This window comes from Agrobacterium sp. 22117, assembly GCF_052045735.1.
GTDB lineage: Bacteria > Pseudomonadota > Alphaproteobacteria > Rhizobiales > Rhizobiaceae > Agrobacterium > Agrobacterium cavarae.
The window spans coordinates 61,951-77,764 of sequence record NZ_JBQEPP010000008.1 but is presented as its reverse complement, the minus strand read 5'-3'; the positions used below and the strand labels follow the sequence as shown (position 1 = coordinate 77,764).

Genomic DNA, 15,814 nt, shown 5'->3' with positions numbered 1-15,814 from the left:
TCATGGATAGTCTTCAATCGCAGTTTTCGTCCGTTCTTTCCGCCGACAAGCCGCTTTCCATCGCCATCCTCGCCATGGGTGGGCAGGGCGGCGGCGTTTTGGCGGACTGGATCATCTCGCTTGCCGAAGGCCAGGGTTGGGTTGCGCAGACAACTTCGGTTCCAGGAGTCGCTCAGCGCACGGGCGCGACGATCTATTATCTTGAATTGCTGAAGGCACGGGAGGGCGAGAGGCCGATCCTTTCCTTGATGCCGACACCCGGCGATGTCGATATCGTCATTGCCGCGGAACTGATGGAAGCCGGGCGCTCGGTAATTCGCGGCCTCGTCACGCCGGACAAGACGCTGCTGATCGCCTCCACCCATCGTTCCTATGCGGTCGGTGAAAAGGAAAAGCCGGGCGATGGCATCGGCAACCCCACTGTCGTGGTCGATGCGACGGATTTCGCCGCCAAGAAAACCATTGCCTTCGACATGGATACGCTGGCTGTCAAGAATGGCAGCGTGGTGTCTTCGGCGCTCTTCGGTGCGCTGGCCGCGTCCAAGGCATTGCCTTTCTCCAAGGAAATCTTCGAAGCTACCATCAAGTCGGGCGGCAAAGGCATCGAGGCCAGCCTTCGGGCCTTCAATGCCGCTTACGAGCGGGCGACCAAGGGCGAAAACGACAAGCTGTCCGCAACGCCCGTCAAGAAGCTGGAAGAGTTGCCCACATCCGCCGGTCATCCCGCGCTGGATAGGCTGATTGCCCGCATCCGGACAGAGTTTCCGCAAAATGCGCACTCCATGCTCTATGCCGGTGTGAAGAAGCTGACCGAATTCCAGGATCCGGCTTATGCGGATGAGTACCTGACGCGGGTCGCTTCCCTTCACAAGGCAGATGCCGCCAATGGCGGCGCTGAGAAGGATTATGCCTTCACCGCACAGGCAGCAAAATATCTGGCCGTCGCCATGGCCTATGACGATGTCATTCGCGTTGCAGACCTGAAAACGCGTTCGGCTCGCTTCGAGCGCGTGCGCAAGGAAGTCGGCGTCAAGGGCGATCAACTGCTCTACACGACGGAATACATGCATCCGCGCATGGAGGAAGTGTGCGGCACGCTTCCACGTAGGATCGGCCAGTGGATCGAGAATAGTCCGAAACTCTTCGCCTTCCTCAATCGCCGTATCGACAAGGGCCGGCGGGTGAAGACCGGCACATTGTTCTGGTTCCTCTGCCTTCACGTTACCTCCGCCTTGCGCCGTTTCCGCCGGGGCAGCCTGCGCCATCATATCGAAGTCACGCATCGCGATGCCTGGATTCAAAAAGCGGAAGAAATCCTGCCGACTAATTACGATCTCGCCGTGGAGGTTCTTGGCAATCGTCGTCTTGTCAAAGGCTATTCGGATACGCATTCGCGTGGCCTGTCCAAATTCGATCGCGTGATGTCGGCGCTGCCCTTGCTGCGCGATCGTGAGGATGGGGCTGCCTGGATGCGACGCCTGCGGCAGGCGGCACTTCTGGATGAGCAGGGCATTGCGCTGGACGGCGCCCTGAAGACCGTCGCGACGCTCTGAACCTTGGCCGCGACGCTATAACCATAAGAACGGCGGCGCCCTGGGAAGGGTGACCGTCCCCATTTCACAATTTCAATTCGTGTCGAATGCGCGGGGCCTGGCCTCGTGCAAAAGGGGGAACTTTGTCATGACACAGTCCATCGGACGACCGTCTCATGCTGCAGCGAAGCCTGCAGAAATCTCATCGCGCAAGAGCCTGCTGGTGGTGGCGCTCTGCTGGTTCGCTATTTTCGCGGAAGGCTACGACGTCGGTGTTCTCGGCGCCATTCTTCCTGCCCTTGCAACCGATCCAGTCTGGAAACTGACGCCGCTCGAACTAGGCGCTATGGGAAGTTACACCGTGATCGGCATGCTGATCGGCGGCATCATCGTTGGCACGCTGAGCGAACTTTATGGCCGCAAGCCGCTCTTCATGGGCTGCCTCAGCCTGTTTGCCGCTTGCATGATCTTGACCTCTCTGGCACCGACACCGTTCTGGTTTGCGGTCAGTCGCTTCGTCGCCGGTCTCGGCCTTGGCGGCATCATTCCCGTTGCTGCGGCGCTCACGGTGGAGTACTCGCCCAAAAGCCGCAAGAGCTTCAATTATGGCCTGATGTATTCCGGTTACTCGCTCGGCATTCTGGCGGCGGCGCTTTTCAGCCGTGGCTTTCTCGCAGATTATGGCTGGCGCGTGATCGTTCTCTTTGGTGCAGCACCGCTTCTCGTCGTGCCAGTTTTCTATTTCCTGCTGCCAGAATCGGTCGAAAGCCTCGTCTTGCGCGGCAAGCAAAAAGAGGCTGCTGAAACGGCAAGGCGCATGGGTATCGCCGTTCCGAAGACCGTTCAAAAAAACCCGAAAGGCCCGGGCTGGTCGGCTGTTTTGAAAACCATCTTTGCCCGCGACAAGGCCTTTGAGACGATCTGCTTCTGGGTCGGTCTGTTTCTCGGGCTTCTTCTCGTCTATGGCCTGGCGCAGTGGCTGCCGCAGATCATGCGCAAGAACGGCTACGATTTGGGCGATAGCCTGCTGTTCCTCGCGGTCTTCAGCCTGTCCTCGGCCATTGGTGGTATCGTGCTCGGCACATGGGCCGACAGGTTCGGGATCAAGCGCACGGTCGCGCTCTCCTATCTGGTCGGTGCCATCGGCATTGCCGCACTCACCTTCAAGAGTTCCATTCTGCTGAACTACGTCTTCGTCGCCATAGCCGGTTTCGGCACGGTGTCTGCGTCCCTCATTCTTACCGGATTTCTGGCGCAGCGGCTTGATCCCACAATCCGTTCGGCGGGCACGGGTTTTGCGCTGAGCTTCTCCCGTATCGGCGCGCTGACAGGCCCGCTGCTCGGCGGCTTCATCGCCAGCACAAATCTTGCGCCTGAATGGAACTTTTACATATTTGCGGCTGTAGCGGCCTTGGCGGCACTCGCGACTGTGTTAATACCGTCATCAACGAGAGCGTCTTAAGTCCGTTAGGACGCACAAAGGCCGCTCTCCATTTTGAGCCTACGCGTTGTGCCGTCCAAAAATCGACGTCGATTTTCGGGCCGATGCCGGGGTCGATATGAGACGACGTCATTGCAGTGTTTCGGGTTTAAAGGGAGGGACTTTTGAGACTAGGTGCACCGAGAGAAATATATGAGAGCGAAGCGCGCGTCGCGATGACGCCGGATAGCGCTCAGGCCTTGCAGAAACTGGGCTATGAATGCCTCATCGAAACCGGGGCTGGCAAATCTGCCGGTTTCTCCGACGAGGCCTATCGAGCAGCGGGCGTGACCGTGGTGGAGAGCGCAGATGCGCTTTACTCGGGTTCCGATATCATCGCCAAGGTTCGCCCGCCGGAAGACTCCGAGATCGATCGGCTTTCGCCGGACAAGACGTTGATTTCCTTCTTCTACCCGGCGCAGAACCAAACGCTTCTGCAACAGGCAAAGGACAGGGGTGCCGCTGTCATCGCCATGGACATGGTGCCGCGCATTTCGCGCGCCCAGAAGATGGATGCCCTGTCTTCCATGGCAAACATCGCCGGCTACCGTGCCGTCATTGAGGCAGGCAACAATTTCGGCCGCTTTTTCACCGGACAGGTGACGGCGGCGGGCAAGGTGCCGCCAGCCAAGGTTCTGATCATCGGTGCAGGTGTTGCGGGTCTTGCCGCGATCGGCACCGCCACGTCGCTTGGCGCGATTACCTATGCCTTCGATGTGCGCCCGGAAGTGGCGGAGCAGATCGAGTCCATGGGCGCTGAATTCGTCTATCTCGATTTCGCCGAGCAGCAGGATGGTGCTGCGACCGGCGGTTATGCCGCTCCGTCATCGCCTGAATTCCGCGAGAAGCAACTGGCCAAATTCCGCGAGCTTGCGCCGCAGATCGACATCGTCATCACCACGGCGCTGATCCCGGGTCGCGATGCGCCAAAGCTTTGGCTCGCCGATATGGTCGCGGCAATGAAGCCCGGCTCCGTCATCGTTGATCTTGCTGCGGAACGCGGCGGGAACTGCGATCTGACCGTTCCCGATCAACGCATCGTTTCGGACAACGGTGTGATCGTCATCGGCTATACGGATTTTCCAAGCCGCATGGCGGCCCAGGCCTCCACGCTCTATGCCACCAATATCCGCCACATGATGGCCGATTTGACGCCGGGCAAGGATGGGCAGGTCGTGCACAACATGGAAGACGATGTCATCCGTGGTGCAACGGTTGCCTATGAGGGTGAGATTACCTATCCGCCGCCGCCGCCGAAGATCAAGGCCATTGCCGCGCAGAAGCCGAAGGAGAAAGCCAAGGAGCTGACGCCTGCGGAAAAGCGGGCGCAGGAAATCACGCTGTTCAAGACCCAGACCAGGAATCAGGTCGCTCTTCTGGCTGTGGGCACGGCACTGCTTCTTCTCGTCGGCGTTTATGCGCCTGCAAGCTTCATGAGCCACTTCATCGTCTTCGTTCTGGCATGCTTCATCGGCTTCCAGGTCATCTGGAATGTCAGCCATTCTCTCCATACGCCGTTGATGGCGGTGACGAATGCCGTGTCGGGCATCGTCATCCTGGGGGCGTTGTTGCAGGTCGGTTCGAGCAACTGGCTTGTCGTCATTCTGGCGGCACTCTCGGTGCTGATTGCGACGATCAATATCGTGGGTGGCTTCCTCGTGACACGGCGCATGCTTGCCATGTTCCAGAAGTCTTGAGCCGGGTGAGAGGATAATCATGACACTTGGTATTGTTTCGGCGGCCTATGTTGCCGCTGCGGTTCTTTTCATCCTTTCGCTCGGCGGTCTCTCCGGCCAGGAAAGCGCCAAACGCGCCGTCTGGTACGGCATCACCGGCATGGCGCTCGCGATCATCGCTACGGTTTTCGGACCGGATGTCGGCAACTGGTTCATCGTGCTGGTGATGCTGGCAGGCGGGGCGGTTCTCGGCCACTTCGTGGCAAGCCGCGTGCAGATGACGGAAATGCCGCAGCTCGTGGCCGCACTCCATTCCTTCGTCGGTCTGGCAGCCGTCTTCATCGGCTTCAACGCCCATATCGAAGAAGCGCATGTGGCTTCTCTCGATGAAGCGTCACGCTCGGCGCTGACCGGGTTTGCTGCACTTCTGGCGCACAAGACGCCGGTGGAACTGGCGATCATGAAGGTCGAGGTGTTCCTCGGCGTCTTCATCGGAGCTGTCACCTTCACCGGCTCGGTGGTTGCCTTCGGCAAGCTGGCCGGCAAGGTCGATGGCAAGGCAAAGAAGCTCCCGGGCGGGCACATCCTCAATGCAGGGGCTGCGGCGCTCTCCATTCTTCTGCTCATCCTCTATTGCAACGGCGCGGGTGCCTGGACGCTGGTGCTGATGACGCTGCTCGCCTTCTTCATCGGCTATCACCTGATCATGGGCATCGGCGGCGCCGATATGCCGGTCGTGGTCTCGATGCTCAACAGCTATTCCGGCTGGGCGGCAGCGGCGATCGGCTTCACGCTTGGCAATGATCTTCTGATCGTCACCGGTGCGCTGGTCGGCTCTTCGGGTGCGATCCTGTCCTACATCATGTGCAAGGCGATGAACCGGTCTTTCATTTCGGTCATCCTCGGTGGTTTTGGCGGCACAAGCGGTCCGGCAATGGAAATCAGCGGCGAACAGGTGGCGATCGATGCCGAAGGCGTTGCTGCAGCTCTCAACGAGGCCGACAGTGTCGTCATCGTCCCGGGCTACGGCATGGCGGTTGCGCAGGCGCAGGCTGCGGTGTCGGAACTGACGCGCAAGCTGCGCGCAGCTGGCAAGACCGTGCGTTTTGCCATCCATCCCGTTGCAGGCCGCCTACCGGGCCATATGAACGTGCTTCTTGCCGAAGCCAAGGTGCCCTACGACATCGTCTTGGAAATGGACGAGATCAACGACGATTTCCCGAACACCGATGTCGTCATCGTCATTGGCTCCAACGACATCGTCAATCCGGCGGCGCAGGAGGATCCAAACTCCCCGATCGCCGGCATGCCGGTGCTCGAAGTGTGGAAGGCAAAACAGGTCTTCGTCTCCAAGCGCGGCCAGGGCACCGGCTATTCCGGTATCGAGAACCCGCTGTTCTTCAAGGAGAACACCCGCATGTTCTATGGCGACGCCAAGCAGAGCGTCAGCGCGCTGGTGCCTCTGCTTTCATGATGTAAAAAACGGCGAGGCCTCGTCATTCAAGACAGAGGCCTCGTCACCTTTGATCGTTGTTATCGCCTAACGCCAGAGTTCGACCAAGCCGCCGGATGTTTTCAGGACCGGATCGGTTTCGGGAACAGGAAGAGATTTTATCAGCGCCAGCATCTTCTCATTCGGCGCGTCGCGTTGAATGTCTGCCTCCTGCCCTGGCGGGTAAGCACCGACCACCTGAAAATCGCTCGAGCTTTCCAGCCGCTTATGCCCCGTTCCCGCAGGCAGAAGCAGGCAGTCGCCTTGCCTCACATCCAGTAACTTTCCATCCGGTCCACCGATCTGCAGCTTCGCCTCACCGCGTCCGACGCCGAGGACCTCGTGCGCACCGCTGTGATAGTGATGGTAGGCGAAGACACCGTTTTGCCAGATGCCGGTCCAGCCATTGTCGTGGAACATGTCCTCGAAAGCCGATGAATCCACATCGGCCCGGATCTGGCTATAGATCAGGACTGGCAAAGTGGGGTGATTGGGAACCCAGTCGCTTGGCGAAGGGATAAAATGGTCTATCTGCATCTCGCTATCCTCGCTCTGATTTCATTGTTTCGAACGGTCATCCACTCGATAACTCAGATATCGGCATGCAGTTCAGGCCGATCAGCGAAAGACGCGAAAGCACAGCCGCAGCACATACAAAACGCCCCCTCGAAGAACGAGGGAGCGTCTTGGTCCGCGGGAGGACGATTGGGTTAGGCGGGATGCTGCGTGTTTGCAGATGGTGCCTTCATCCGGGTGACGAAGAGAAGGCTTAGAGCACCGCAGGCAAGAAGTGCTGAGACAATGACCAATCCGGCCGAGTAGCTGCCGGTCTGATCCTTCAGATAGCCCATGACGAAGGGTCCGAGATAACCGGCAAGGTTGCCGATGGAGTTGATGAGCGCAATCCCTGCAGCCGCGCCGACACCTGTCAGGAAGGTCGTCGGAAGTGCCCAGAAGGTGGGAAGGGCGGAGAAAATGCCCATGCCGGCGAAGGTCAGAGCGATCACGGCCACGATCGGGGTCGAAAGTGTCGCCGCGCAGACACCAAAGCCTATTGCTGCGAGGATGACGGCGAAGGCGAAATGGCCAAGACGTTCCTGCCGCGCATCGGAGCGGCGTGTCCAGTAGATCATCGCCACCACGCCGAACATGTTGACGCCGGCTGTCGCAAGTCCGATGTGGAAGTTGCTCATCTCGCCGAAGCTCTTGATCATCTGCGGAAGCCAGAAACCGAGCGTATAGGAACCCAGCACGACGCAGAAATAGATGAATGCGAAGCCGAGGACCTTCTTGTCCATTAGGGCTGCTTTCAGTGACTTCTCGCCATGCTGATTGGCAATCGCGCCCCGTTCGGCCGCCATCTTGGCTGAAAGCCAGTCACGCTGGCCCGGCGACAACCACTTTGCCTGTTCAGGGCGGTCTGTCAGGTAGAAGATCGTGACGATGCCGAGAATAACCGCGGGAATCGCTTCCAAAATGAACATCCACTGCCAACCCCGCATGCTCAACCAGTCGAGGCCGAGAAGGGCTGAAGAGATCGGCGCGCCGATCATGGCCGACAACGGGATGGAAACCATGAAGAGACCAATGGCCTTACCGCGCGTCTTGGCCGGAAACCAGTAGGTGAGGTATAGAATGATGCCGGGGAAGAAGCCAGCCTCGGCGGCGCCGAGCAAAAAGCGGATAATGTAGAAGCTGGTTGGATTGGTGACGAAGGCCATGGCACCGGACAACAAGCCCCAGGTGATCATGATGCGCGCGATCCACACTCGCGCACCGAGCTTGTGCAGAAAGATGTTGCTCGGCACTTCGAAAAGCGCATAGCCAATGAAGAAGATGCCAGCGCCCAGTCCATAAACGGTCGCGGAAAAACCGAGATCCGCATTCATGGTCAGCGCTGCAAAACCGATATTGACGCGGTCCAGATAGGCCACGAAATAAAGAAGCATAACAAAGGGAATGAGCCGCCAGAGAACGGCTTTCATGGTGGAAGCCTCCAGGCTTCCATTTTCTGATTTTGACATGATTTCCTCCACAGTAATCAGTTGTCTGCAAGTCAGGTCACACGCGCGGTCATGGCCCCCGGCATGCGGCCGCCCGGTGAAAGGCAAGCCGTACGCGGCGCTCAGGGCTCCCAACCCTGGATCTGCAGCCGGTCAAAACGCGCCATGGGCCTGTGTGTGATGTCAGTAGGATCGTGAGAGCATCGCTTGGTAATCTTCCGGCGAAGCCTCGCGCGGATTGGTCTTATGGGTGTGATCTTTCAGCGCGCCGGCGATGATTGCGGGAAACAGGCTTTCTTCAATGCCGAGCTCGGAGAGCTTGACGGGAAGACCGATGCGCCGTGTCATTGCTTCCAACGCAGGCACCACGTCGTCGGGACCGGCAAGACCCATGGCATGAGCCAGACGGGAGAACTTGTCTTCCTCGATCACCGTCTGTGCCGAGCGATTGAACTCCAGAACCGCAGGCAAGAAAATCGCATTCAGCGTACCATGGTGCAGTTTCGGGTTCAGGCCGCCCAATGAATGGCTGAGGCTGTGAACGCAGCCAAGACCCTTTTGGAAACTCATTGCTCCCATGGTCGCGGCGATACTCATGTTGAGCCGGGCCTCACGGTTGCCGGGTTCTGAAGTGGCGGCTGCAAGATGCCCCCAGGCACGGCGCAGCCCCTCAAGCGCGATACCATCGGCCGGTGGGTTGAAGGCCGGGGCGAGATAGGTCTCGATGCAATGGGAAATCGCATCCATCCCGGTTGCCGCTGTCAGCATGGCAGGGAGACTGAGCGTCAGTTCCGGATCGCAGATTGCAGCTTTCGGTACAAGATAGTTCGATAGGAGACCGACCTTGCGGCCGTCCTCGAGGATGATGATCGCGCCGCGCCCGACTTCGCTTCCCGTGCCGGATGTCGTTGGAATGGCGACCACAGGGAATGTCTTGGCGGAGATTTTTTCCGTGCCGCCTTCGATTGCGGCAAAGGTCTTAAGCGGTCCGTCATGCGCTGCCATCACCGCGACCGCCTTGGCGAGATCGAGCGCTGAGCCTCCGCCGATTGCGATCAGACCGTCCGCGCCGCTGGAGATGAAAAGCTCGGTTGCCGCGCGTACGGCCACTTCGTTGGGATTGCCGGGCGTTTCGTCATAGATGCCCGCGACCTTATTGCCGACGAGCGCGCGAACCCGCTCTACCATCCCTAGCGCCGAAATCGGCTTGTCGCTGACAATCAGCGCTCTGTCGATTTTTGCCAGTGCAAGCTCGTCTGCCAAAAGTTCAAGCGCACCATATCCGAACTGGACACGGGTGATGTAGTTTATCAGTGGCACGTCTAACCTCCCAAATTCGGCGCAAGCGACCCCTGCCGGCCCTGTGAGGGTCGTCGCGAGAGCCAGCAGCTTGTGCGTTGGTTGACGACGATATCGATATATTTCCCCCCGTAAATGCGCTAAGTGTCGATATGGGTATAACGGGAGGGAATATATGATGATGGATCAGACGATGCGCGGGCTTGGCCGTCTCACGATGCGGCAGATCCACTTGCTTGCTACCATCGATGATGCCAACTCGCTCAAGGCTGCCGCCGCACGTATCGGCATGAGCCAGCCTCGGGCTACCAAAAGCCTCCAGGAAATAGAGGAAACCGCGCAGCAGCAGCTTTTCATACGCACCAATCGCGGGCTGTCGGCAACACCCGCAGGTCAATGCGCCATCCGCCATGCGAAGGTGATGATGTCTCAGGTTCGAAGCTTTCAGGAGGAGTTGCGCCATATTGCCGACGGAGAGTGGGCTCGGCTGCGGGTCGGCACCATCATGGGTGCGGTGCCGCTGGTGACGGAGGCCGTGCTTGCCTTCACCGAAAGATTTCCAAGCGTGTCGATCGAGATTTTGGAGGATACGAGTGGAGAGCTTCTGCGCCAACTCGATCGCGGCGACCTTGATCTGGTGATTGGTCGCAGTTCTGTCAGTCCGACACCCGAACTCTACGATGTCTTTGCCTTTCAGGATGAAATTCTGACGGTCGTCGCCAATCCGGCGCATCCGCTGGTGGGGCGCAAGCGCGTGACACTCACCGACTTTTCCGACTCGCGCTGGATCGTCTACACGGCGCGGATGCCGATGCGCTTGTCGTTGGAACAGGAGTATCAGCAGGCGGGTCTCGCCTTCCCCCGCACGCTTGTCGAAACGCGATCCGCCTTCGCAACCATGTCTCTGGTTCAGTCCAGCCAGAACTACGTTGCCCTCCTGTCCAATGATGTTGCCAATGTGTTTGCAGGTCTCGGCATTGCCCGCAAACTCTCTTTCAGGCTTCATTCCAAGAGCCAGGCCTATGAGCTGATTACCCGCATCCGCACACCCCTGCCACCGGCAGCCTCCGAGTTTATCCGGCTCTTGACGCTCAGGTGATGGTTTCGCTATCTGCTAATGTTATATCCCTATCAGGCAACAGCGGATTTACACCCGCCGGACTTCTCCTAAAATAACGCGACCTGCCATACCAGGCCGACCACGATATCAGCATGACGTCCCGTATTGAGGAGATGGACGGCCTGCAAGGATCGAAAGGCTCCTTCCATGATCACGACCCTCATCGAACGTTTGCGCAGCATTGCAGGCGACAGCCATGTTCACGTCGGCGCCCGCGCGACCCGTCGCTTCCGCACCGGCTATCGTTACGGAGACGGGGAGATTGCCGCAGCCGTTCAGCCGGGCACGCTTTTGGAACAGTGGCATGTCCTGCAAGCCTGCGTGGACGCCGATGTGGCGATTATCCTTCAGGCCGCGAACACCGGTCTGACTGGCGGTTCCACGCCCTTCGGAAACGGCTATGACCGGCCAATCGTCATCATCAACACCATGCGCCTCTCGCGCGTCGATCTGATCCGCGATGGTGCACAGGTCATATGCTTGCCGGGGGCGACGCTCGAAAGTCTCGAACGCAGGTTGAAGCCGCTTGGGCGCGAGCCTCATTCCGTCATCGGTTCAAGCTGCATCGGCGCTTCGGTGACGGGCGGTGTGTGCAATAATTCCGGCGGCTCGCTGGTCCATCGCGGCCCGGCCTACACGCAGCTTTCGCTGTTTGCGCGGGTGAATGCCGAAGGCAAGCTCGAGCTCGTCAACCATCTCGGCGTGGAACTTGGACAGAACCCGGAAGATGTTCTGGCGCGTCTGGACCGCGGCGACTACACCGCCGTCGACATCCACGACGAAAACGGTGCGTGGGCATCCGACCGCGAATATGCAAACTATGTCCGCGATATCGATGCCTCGACGCCAGCGCGTTTCAACGCCGATCCGAGGCGGCATTACGAGGTTTCCGGCTCTGCCGGCAAGGTTGCCGTTTTTGCGGTGCGCATGGATACCTTTGCTGCCGAGGCGCAAGAGCAGGTCTTCTACGTGGGCAGCAACGACCCTGCCGTGCTGCAGACGATCCGTCGCCACGTGCTGGGCCAGTTTCGTAACCTGCCGATTGCCGGAGAGTATATGCATGCCGATGCGTTTGGCGCAGCGCAGACCTATGGCAAGGATCTCTTCGTCTTCATTCAGAAGTTTGGTTCGGTCAATGTGCCCCGCGCCTATGCGGCGAAAAGCTGGTTCGATGGCGTCACCGAAATGCTCGGGCTTGGCAAGACGCTGTCGGATCGTCTGCTTCAGACTTTGAGCCGGCTCTTGCCCCAACACCTGCCGAGGCGTCTCATCGACTATCGCGACCGCTATGCGCATCACCTGATGTTTCGCACCGGTGGTGCCTGCATTGCGGAAATGCGCGACTACCTGAATTCGATCTTTCCGGGCCTCAACGGTGACTTTCTGGAATGCGCGAAGGAAGAGGGACAGGCGGCCTTCCTCAACCGGTTTGTCACGGGGGGCGCCGTGGTGCGTTACCGCGCCGTTCATCGCAAGACGATCGAGGATATCGTGGCGCTCGACGTCGCCCTGCCACGCGATACGATCGACTGGTTCGAGACGCTGCCAGAGGAGATCAGCGACAAGATCGCGCTAAAGATCTACGTTGGCCACTTTCTCTGCCAGGTGATGCATCAGGAATATCTGGTGCATAAGGGTGTGGATTGCGAAGCGCTGGAACATGCGATCATGCAAACGCTGGACGTGCGCGGCGCAGAATATCCGGCGGAGCACAATGTCGGCCACCTCTATGAGGCAAAGCCAGCACTTAAGGCCTTCTACCGTCAACTGGACCCGACCAACAGCTTCAATCCGGGAATCGGCAAGACATCGCGGCTGCGCAAATGGGAGGCGGTTGAGGTGACGGGACAACAAGAAGCGGCAAACGATGCCTGCGCCTGCGGAGACCTGCGTCAAAGCGGCTGACCGATTGCCCGCTAGATATCGTGACGACGGATGTTGCGCAGGATCTTGTGCAGGGTCGTCACGAAAGCGCGATATTCCTCGTCGTCGATGTCTTTGAACATCCGGCACATGTCGTTGTACATGATCGGCCAGACATCTTCGAAAACGGCGCGGCCTTCATCGGTGATTGTCACATCGCGCACCCGCATGTCGTCAGCGCGCGGCACGCGGCGTACGAGGCCCTGTTCCTCAAGCGAATCCAGCGTTCGGCTCATGGTCGATTGCTCGGTGACGGCGAAGACGGAAAGCTCGTTGATGGTGAGCGACGAGGAGACGTTAAGGACGGCAAGGGCGCGCATCTTCACGGTGGTGACGTCGCGCGCCTTCATGTCTTCGGCAAGGTTTGCATTCCACCGCGCCATGATGCGGTTCATGATGTAGGGCGCAAAATTGTTGAGCCCGATCTCGCCGAGGCTGGGAATGCGTTTGGTCTGGTCGTCGGGATTTCCGAGGAATTCGACGGAAAAGCCGTTATCCATGTGCTTTCATCCCTTTATCAGCGCAAAGACGAGGCGAGCAGGAAACCGGAGCCGCCTGCAAGACCCGGACCTGGATGCGTGGATGCCCCGATATGGTAAAGCCCCGCAACATGGGTCTTGTGGTTAACCGAGCTTTTGAACGGACGCCAGAGAAAGAATTGGTCGAGCCCGCAGAAACCGCCGTAAGGATCGCCGCCGACGAGGTTCATGTTCATCGCCTCCAGGTCCGTCGGCGCGTAGGCACGGCGCTTCAGAACGATCTCGTCGAAGTTCTCGATCTGTGCGCGCAGCATGGCCTCTATGCGATCGGCAAAGGCCTCTCGCAAAGCCTCCGCCCAGCGTCCGTCCGCCGGGCAGGCAAGCTCACTGGCGGCATCGCCCTTGATATGGCGCGGCGTATCCGGCACCTGCAGCCAGAGAATGGCGGCGCCATCCGGCGCGCGGCTGGGATCGAGGGCGGTCGGCTGGCCGACGCAGACTGTCGGTTCCGCCGGAAGAAGACCGCGTTCGGCTTCATTGGCGGAACGGGACACGCCATCGAGACCCGGGGTGAGATGCAAAAGCGCCACCTTGCTCAGTTCCTCCCCGGCGCGCCAACGCGGGGCTGCCTTCAGCGCATAATGGATCTGCATGTTGCCCTTGCCGTATCGATAGCTGGCAAGTCCTTCCTGAACGGGCCGGGGAAGGGCGGTGGATGAGGTGCTGAGCAGGCGCTCGTAAAGCTGGTGTGGCGTAACGGATGCGATGACGCCTTGGGCTGCGCGCAATCGCTTTCCATCGGCAAGCGTGACGCCGACGGCCTTGCCGGACCCATCGACATCGATCCGGTTAACATCGGCGTTGCGCATGATGCTGCCGCCCTGATCGGTGATTAGCCGCTCGAAGGCTGCGAGCAGATTATCGGCCCCGCCTTTGATGATGGGGCAACCCGCCGCCTCGATGGCAAAGCCGATGACGCGGGTCATTTCTGCGGAATAGGCGCTCTCCGGCCCAAGGCCGCAATGCAGCGCCCAGGGCGCAAAGAGCCCACGCAGCTCTTCGGAGCGATAGGTGGTTTCCAGATAGCCGCGCGCGGGCGCCAAGGCTTCACCGAAAAATGCGGTAAGCCCTTTCAAACCCCGTTTCCAGACCTCGCGACCAAGCAGCTTGGCTGTCGCCGTGGACCAGAGATTGCCGCCAAGCAGGCCGAAGACGAAGCCGGCATTGCCTGCGAAACGGCCCATCTCCCGGTCGAAGGCCTTGCCGTCCCCCTCGGAGATACCATCGAAATGGGCAATGTTGCGGGCACGATCCATGGAAAGGATAGCATGCGTGCCATCCGGCCGTAGAACGCCGGTTGGCGCCGACGTGTGGCAGAATTCCAGCCCTCTCGACTCCAGATCCTTGCCGAGAGCGGCAAAGGCAGGTGAGGTTAAAAACAGAACCATGGTCGTTGCCATGACGTCGTGGCGAAAGCCTGGAAGGGTGATCTCTTCGGTGCGCAGGCAGCCGCCGATGCGTTCGTTTCTCTCAAGCAGCAGGACGCGCTTGCCCTTCTTGCCCAAGAGAGCCGCAGCCACCAGCGCATTGATGCCGCTTCCGACGATGATGTAATCAGGATCAGCCATGGGAAACTCCAGGAGGGGCGAAGGCAGCATCTGCATATTGGGATGATGCGGAGGCGTGAACCACGCCTCCGACCGATAGATTAAAGCGGTGACAGGCTGGTTTAGACGACCAGCGCCAGCGCACGCACGGGCGAGCCGGTTCCCTTGACCAGCTTCAGGGGTGCTGCAATTAGGATCGCGCCCTTTGGCGGCAACTGATCGAGATGGCAGAGGCTGGCAAGACCGTATTTGTTGGCCTTGTGCATGAGGTTGTGGGCCGGGAAGGGCGGGTTCATGCCGCCTGCGGAGCCTGCATCCGTGCCGATGGTTTCCTGGCCCCAGCCGATAATGCCCTTGGAGAGAAGATATTCGATGGCTTCCGCCGTTGGGCCGGGGGAGTGCGGGCCGGTCTCATCGGCATTGAGGAAGGTCTCCGTCGAGCCGTTGCGCCTGTACCAGTCGGTGCGCAGTAACACCCAGGTGCCGGGTTCGATCGCGCCGTACTCGGCTTCCCATTCCTGAATGCTTTCGACAGTCAGCAGGTAATCCGGGTTTTCAGCCGCTTCCTTTGAGCGGTCGATGACATTGACCGGCGCGACGAAGTTCTGCGGGGGAATGGTATCGGTCGTGTTTTCGGCATTGTCCTTGCCGGTAATCCAATGGCACGGCGCGTCGAAATGGGTGCCGGTATGTTCGCCAAGCTCCAGCCAGTTCCACGCCCAGAACGGGCCGTCCTGATCATAGGCGGAAATGGTGTGGACTTTGACATTGGGGGTGTTCTTGCCGAACTGCGGCGGCAGGTAAAGAACCGGCGTGTCCGGCCCAAGCGGCGCGGTCAGATCCACCACCTTCACCTTGCCGGAAAGCAACCCGCTGGCAAGCCCTGCAATCATCGAAGCATCGGTCATTCAAGTTCCCCTTTTTGAACCGTCTGTTCCTGCTTCGTCAGCGCTGCTGAAAGAAGCAGATGCGATAATGGGAAAAACCTATGACCAAAAATATGGATATGCAAGAATTTTGTTTAAGCTTAAATTGTTTTTCGGGAGAGGTTTGAAGAGCCGTGATGCTGCCTTAAAATCAGCGCGGTGAAGGACATAGCCACGGCTTGAGATGACGCCCAAACTAACTGCGCTGCTCTCAAGATTTTGCCAAATCTGTACATGCATATATCGGAAGCGGACTGCACCACGAAGGCATGCCAGC

General features: G+C 59.2%; 12 protein-coding genes. 6 read left to right on the top strand and 6 right to left on the bottom strand.

The window, feature by feature from the left end; all coding sequences use genetic code 11:
- Positions 1-2 precede the first annotated feature (2 nt).
- From ACTJKV_RS21160 to ACTJKV_RS21145, 4 genes are all read left to right on the top strand, one after another.
- Positions 3-1,553 carry an indolepyruvate oxidoreductase subunit beta family protein gene (locus ACTJKV_RS21160; protein WP_440599417.1) on the top strand — a complete coding sequence of 517 codons (1,551 nt, stop codon included), beginning with the start codon at positions 3-5 and terminating at the stop codon, positions 1,551-1,553.
- Between the two features lie 127 nt (positions 1,554-1,680).
- Positions 1,681-2,994, top strand: coding sequence for an MFS transporter (locus tag ACTJKV_RS21155; protein WP_274104074.1), 1,314 nt, complete (start codon positions 1,681-1,683; stop codon positions 2,992-2,994).
- 143 nt (positions 2,995-3,137) lie between these two features.
- Positions 3,138-4,709 (top strand): Re/Si-specific NAD(P)(+) transhydrogenase subunit alpha, encoded by a 1,572-nt coding sequence (locus ACTJKV_RS21150; protein WP_440599416.1) that lies wholly within the window; start codon positions 3,138-3,140, stop codon positions 4,707-4,709.
- 19 nt (positions 4,710-4,728) lie between these two features.
- Positions 4,729-6,162, top strand: coding sequence for an NAD(P)(+) transhydrogenase (Re/Si-specific) subunit beta (locus tag ACTJKV_RS21145; protein WP_112956938.1), 1,434 nt, complete (start codon positions 4,729-4,731; stop codon positions 6,160-6,162).
- Positions 6,163-6,228: 66 nt separating this feature from the next.
- On the opposite strand, the gene ACTJKV_RS21140 is transcribed toward ACTJKV_RS21145, so the two are convergent.
- The 3 genes from ACTJKV_RS21140 to ACTJKV_RS21130 all read right to left on the bottom strand — a co-directional run bounded on the left by ACTJKV_RS21140 (position 6,229) and on the right by ACTJKV_RS21130 (position 9,503).
- A complete protein-coding gene (locus ACTJKV_RS21140) occupies positions 6,229-6,717 on the bottom strand; it encodes a cupin (RefSeq protein WP_112956937.1) in 489 nt (162 codons plus the stop codon).
- A 173-nt stretch (positions 6,718-6,890) separates the two neighbouring features.
- Complete coding sequence (locus ACTJKV_RS21135) at positions 6,891-8,204, bottom strand: MFS transporter (protein WP_062597591.1); 1,314 nt, start codon at positions 8,202-8,204, stop codon at positions 6,891-6,893.
- 162 nt (positions 8,205-8,366) lie between these two features.
- Entirely contained in the window at positions 8,367-9,503 is a 1,137-nt protein-coding gene (locus ACTJKV_RS21130) for an iron-containing alcohol dehydrogenase (protein ID WP_440599415.1), read from the bottom strand.
- Between the two features lie 154 nt (positions 9,504-9,657).
- Between ACTJKV_RS21130 and ACTJKV_RS21125 the strand changes: the two genes are divergently transcribed.
- Both ACTJKV_RS21125 and dld read left to right on the top strand, forming a co-directional pair.
- Entirely contained in the window at positions 9,658-10,581 is a 924-nt protein-coding gene (locus tag ACTJKV_RS21125; RefSeq protein ID WP_343108451.1) for a LysR family transcriptional regulator, read from the top strand.
- 168 nt (positions 10,582-10,749) lie between these two features.
- Positions 10,750-12,507, top strand: a complete 1,758-nt coding sequence (dld, locus tag ACTJKV_RS21120; protein WP_343108452.1) for a D-lactate dehydrogenase — start codon at positions 10,750-10,752, stop codon at positions 12,505-12,507.
- A gap of 11 nt (positions 12,508-12,518) precedes the next feature.
- On the opposite strand, the gene ACTJKV_RS21115 is transcribed toward dld, so the two are convergent.
- The 3 genes from ACTJKV_RS21115 to ACTJKV_RS21105 form a co-directional block, all read right to left on the bottom strand.
- Complete coding sequence (locus tag ACTJKV_RS21115) at positions 12,519-13,025, bottom strand: MarR family winged helix-turn-helix transcriptional regulator (RefSeq protein WP_062445126.1); 507 nt, start codon at positions 13,023-13,025, stop codon at positions 12,519-12,521.
- A 17-nt stretch (positions 13,026-13,042) separates the two neighbouring features.
- Positions 13,043-14,632, bottom strand: coding sequence for a phytoene desaturase family protein (locus ACTJKV_RS21110; protein ID WP_440599414.1), 1,590 nt, complete (start codon positions 14,630-14,632; stop codon positions 13,043-13,045).
- Between the two features lie 101 nt (positions 14,633-14,733).
- Positions 14,734-15,519 (bottom strand): cyclase family protein, encoded by a 786-nt coding sequence (locus tag ACTJKV_RS21105; protein WP_343108454.1) that lies wholly within the window; start codon positions 15,517-15,519, stop codon positions 14,734-14,736.
- Positions 15,520-15,814: the final 295 nt, after the last annotated feature.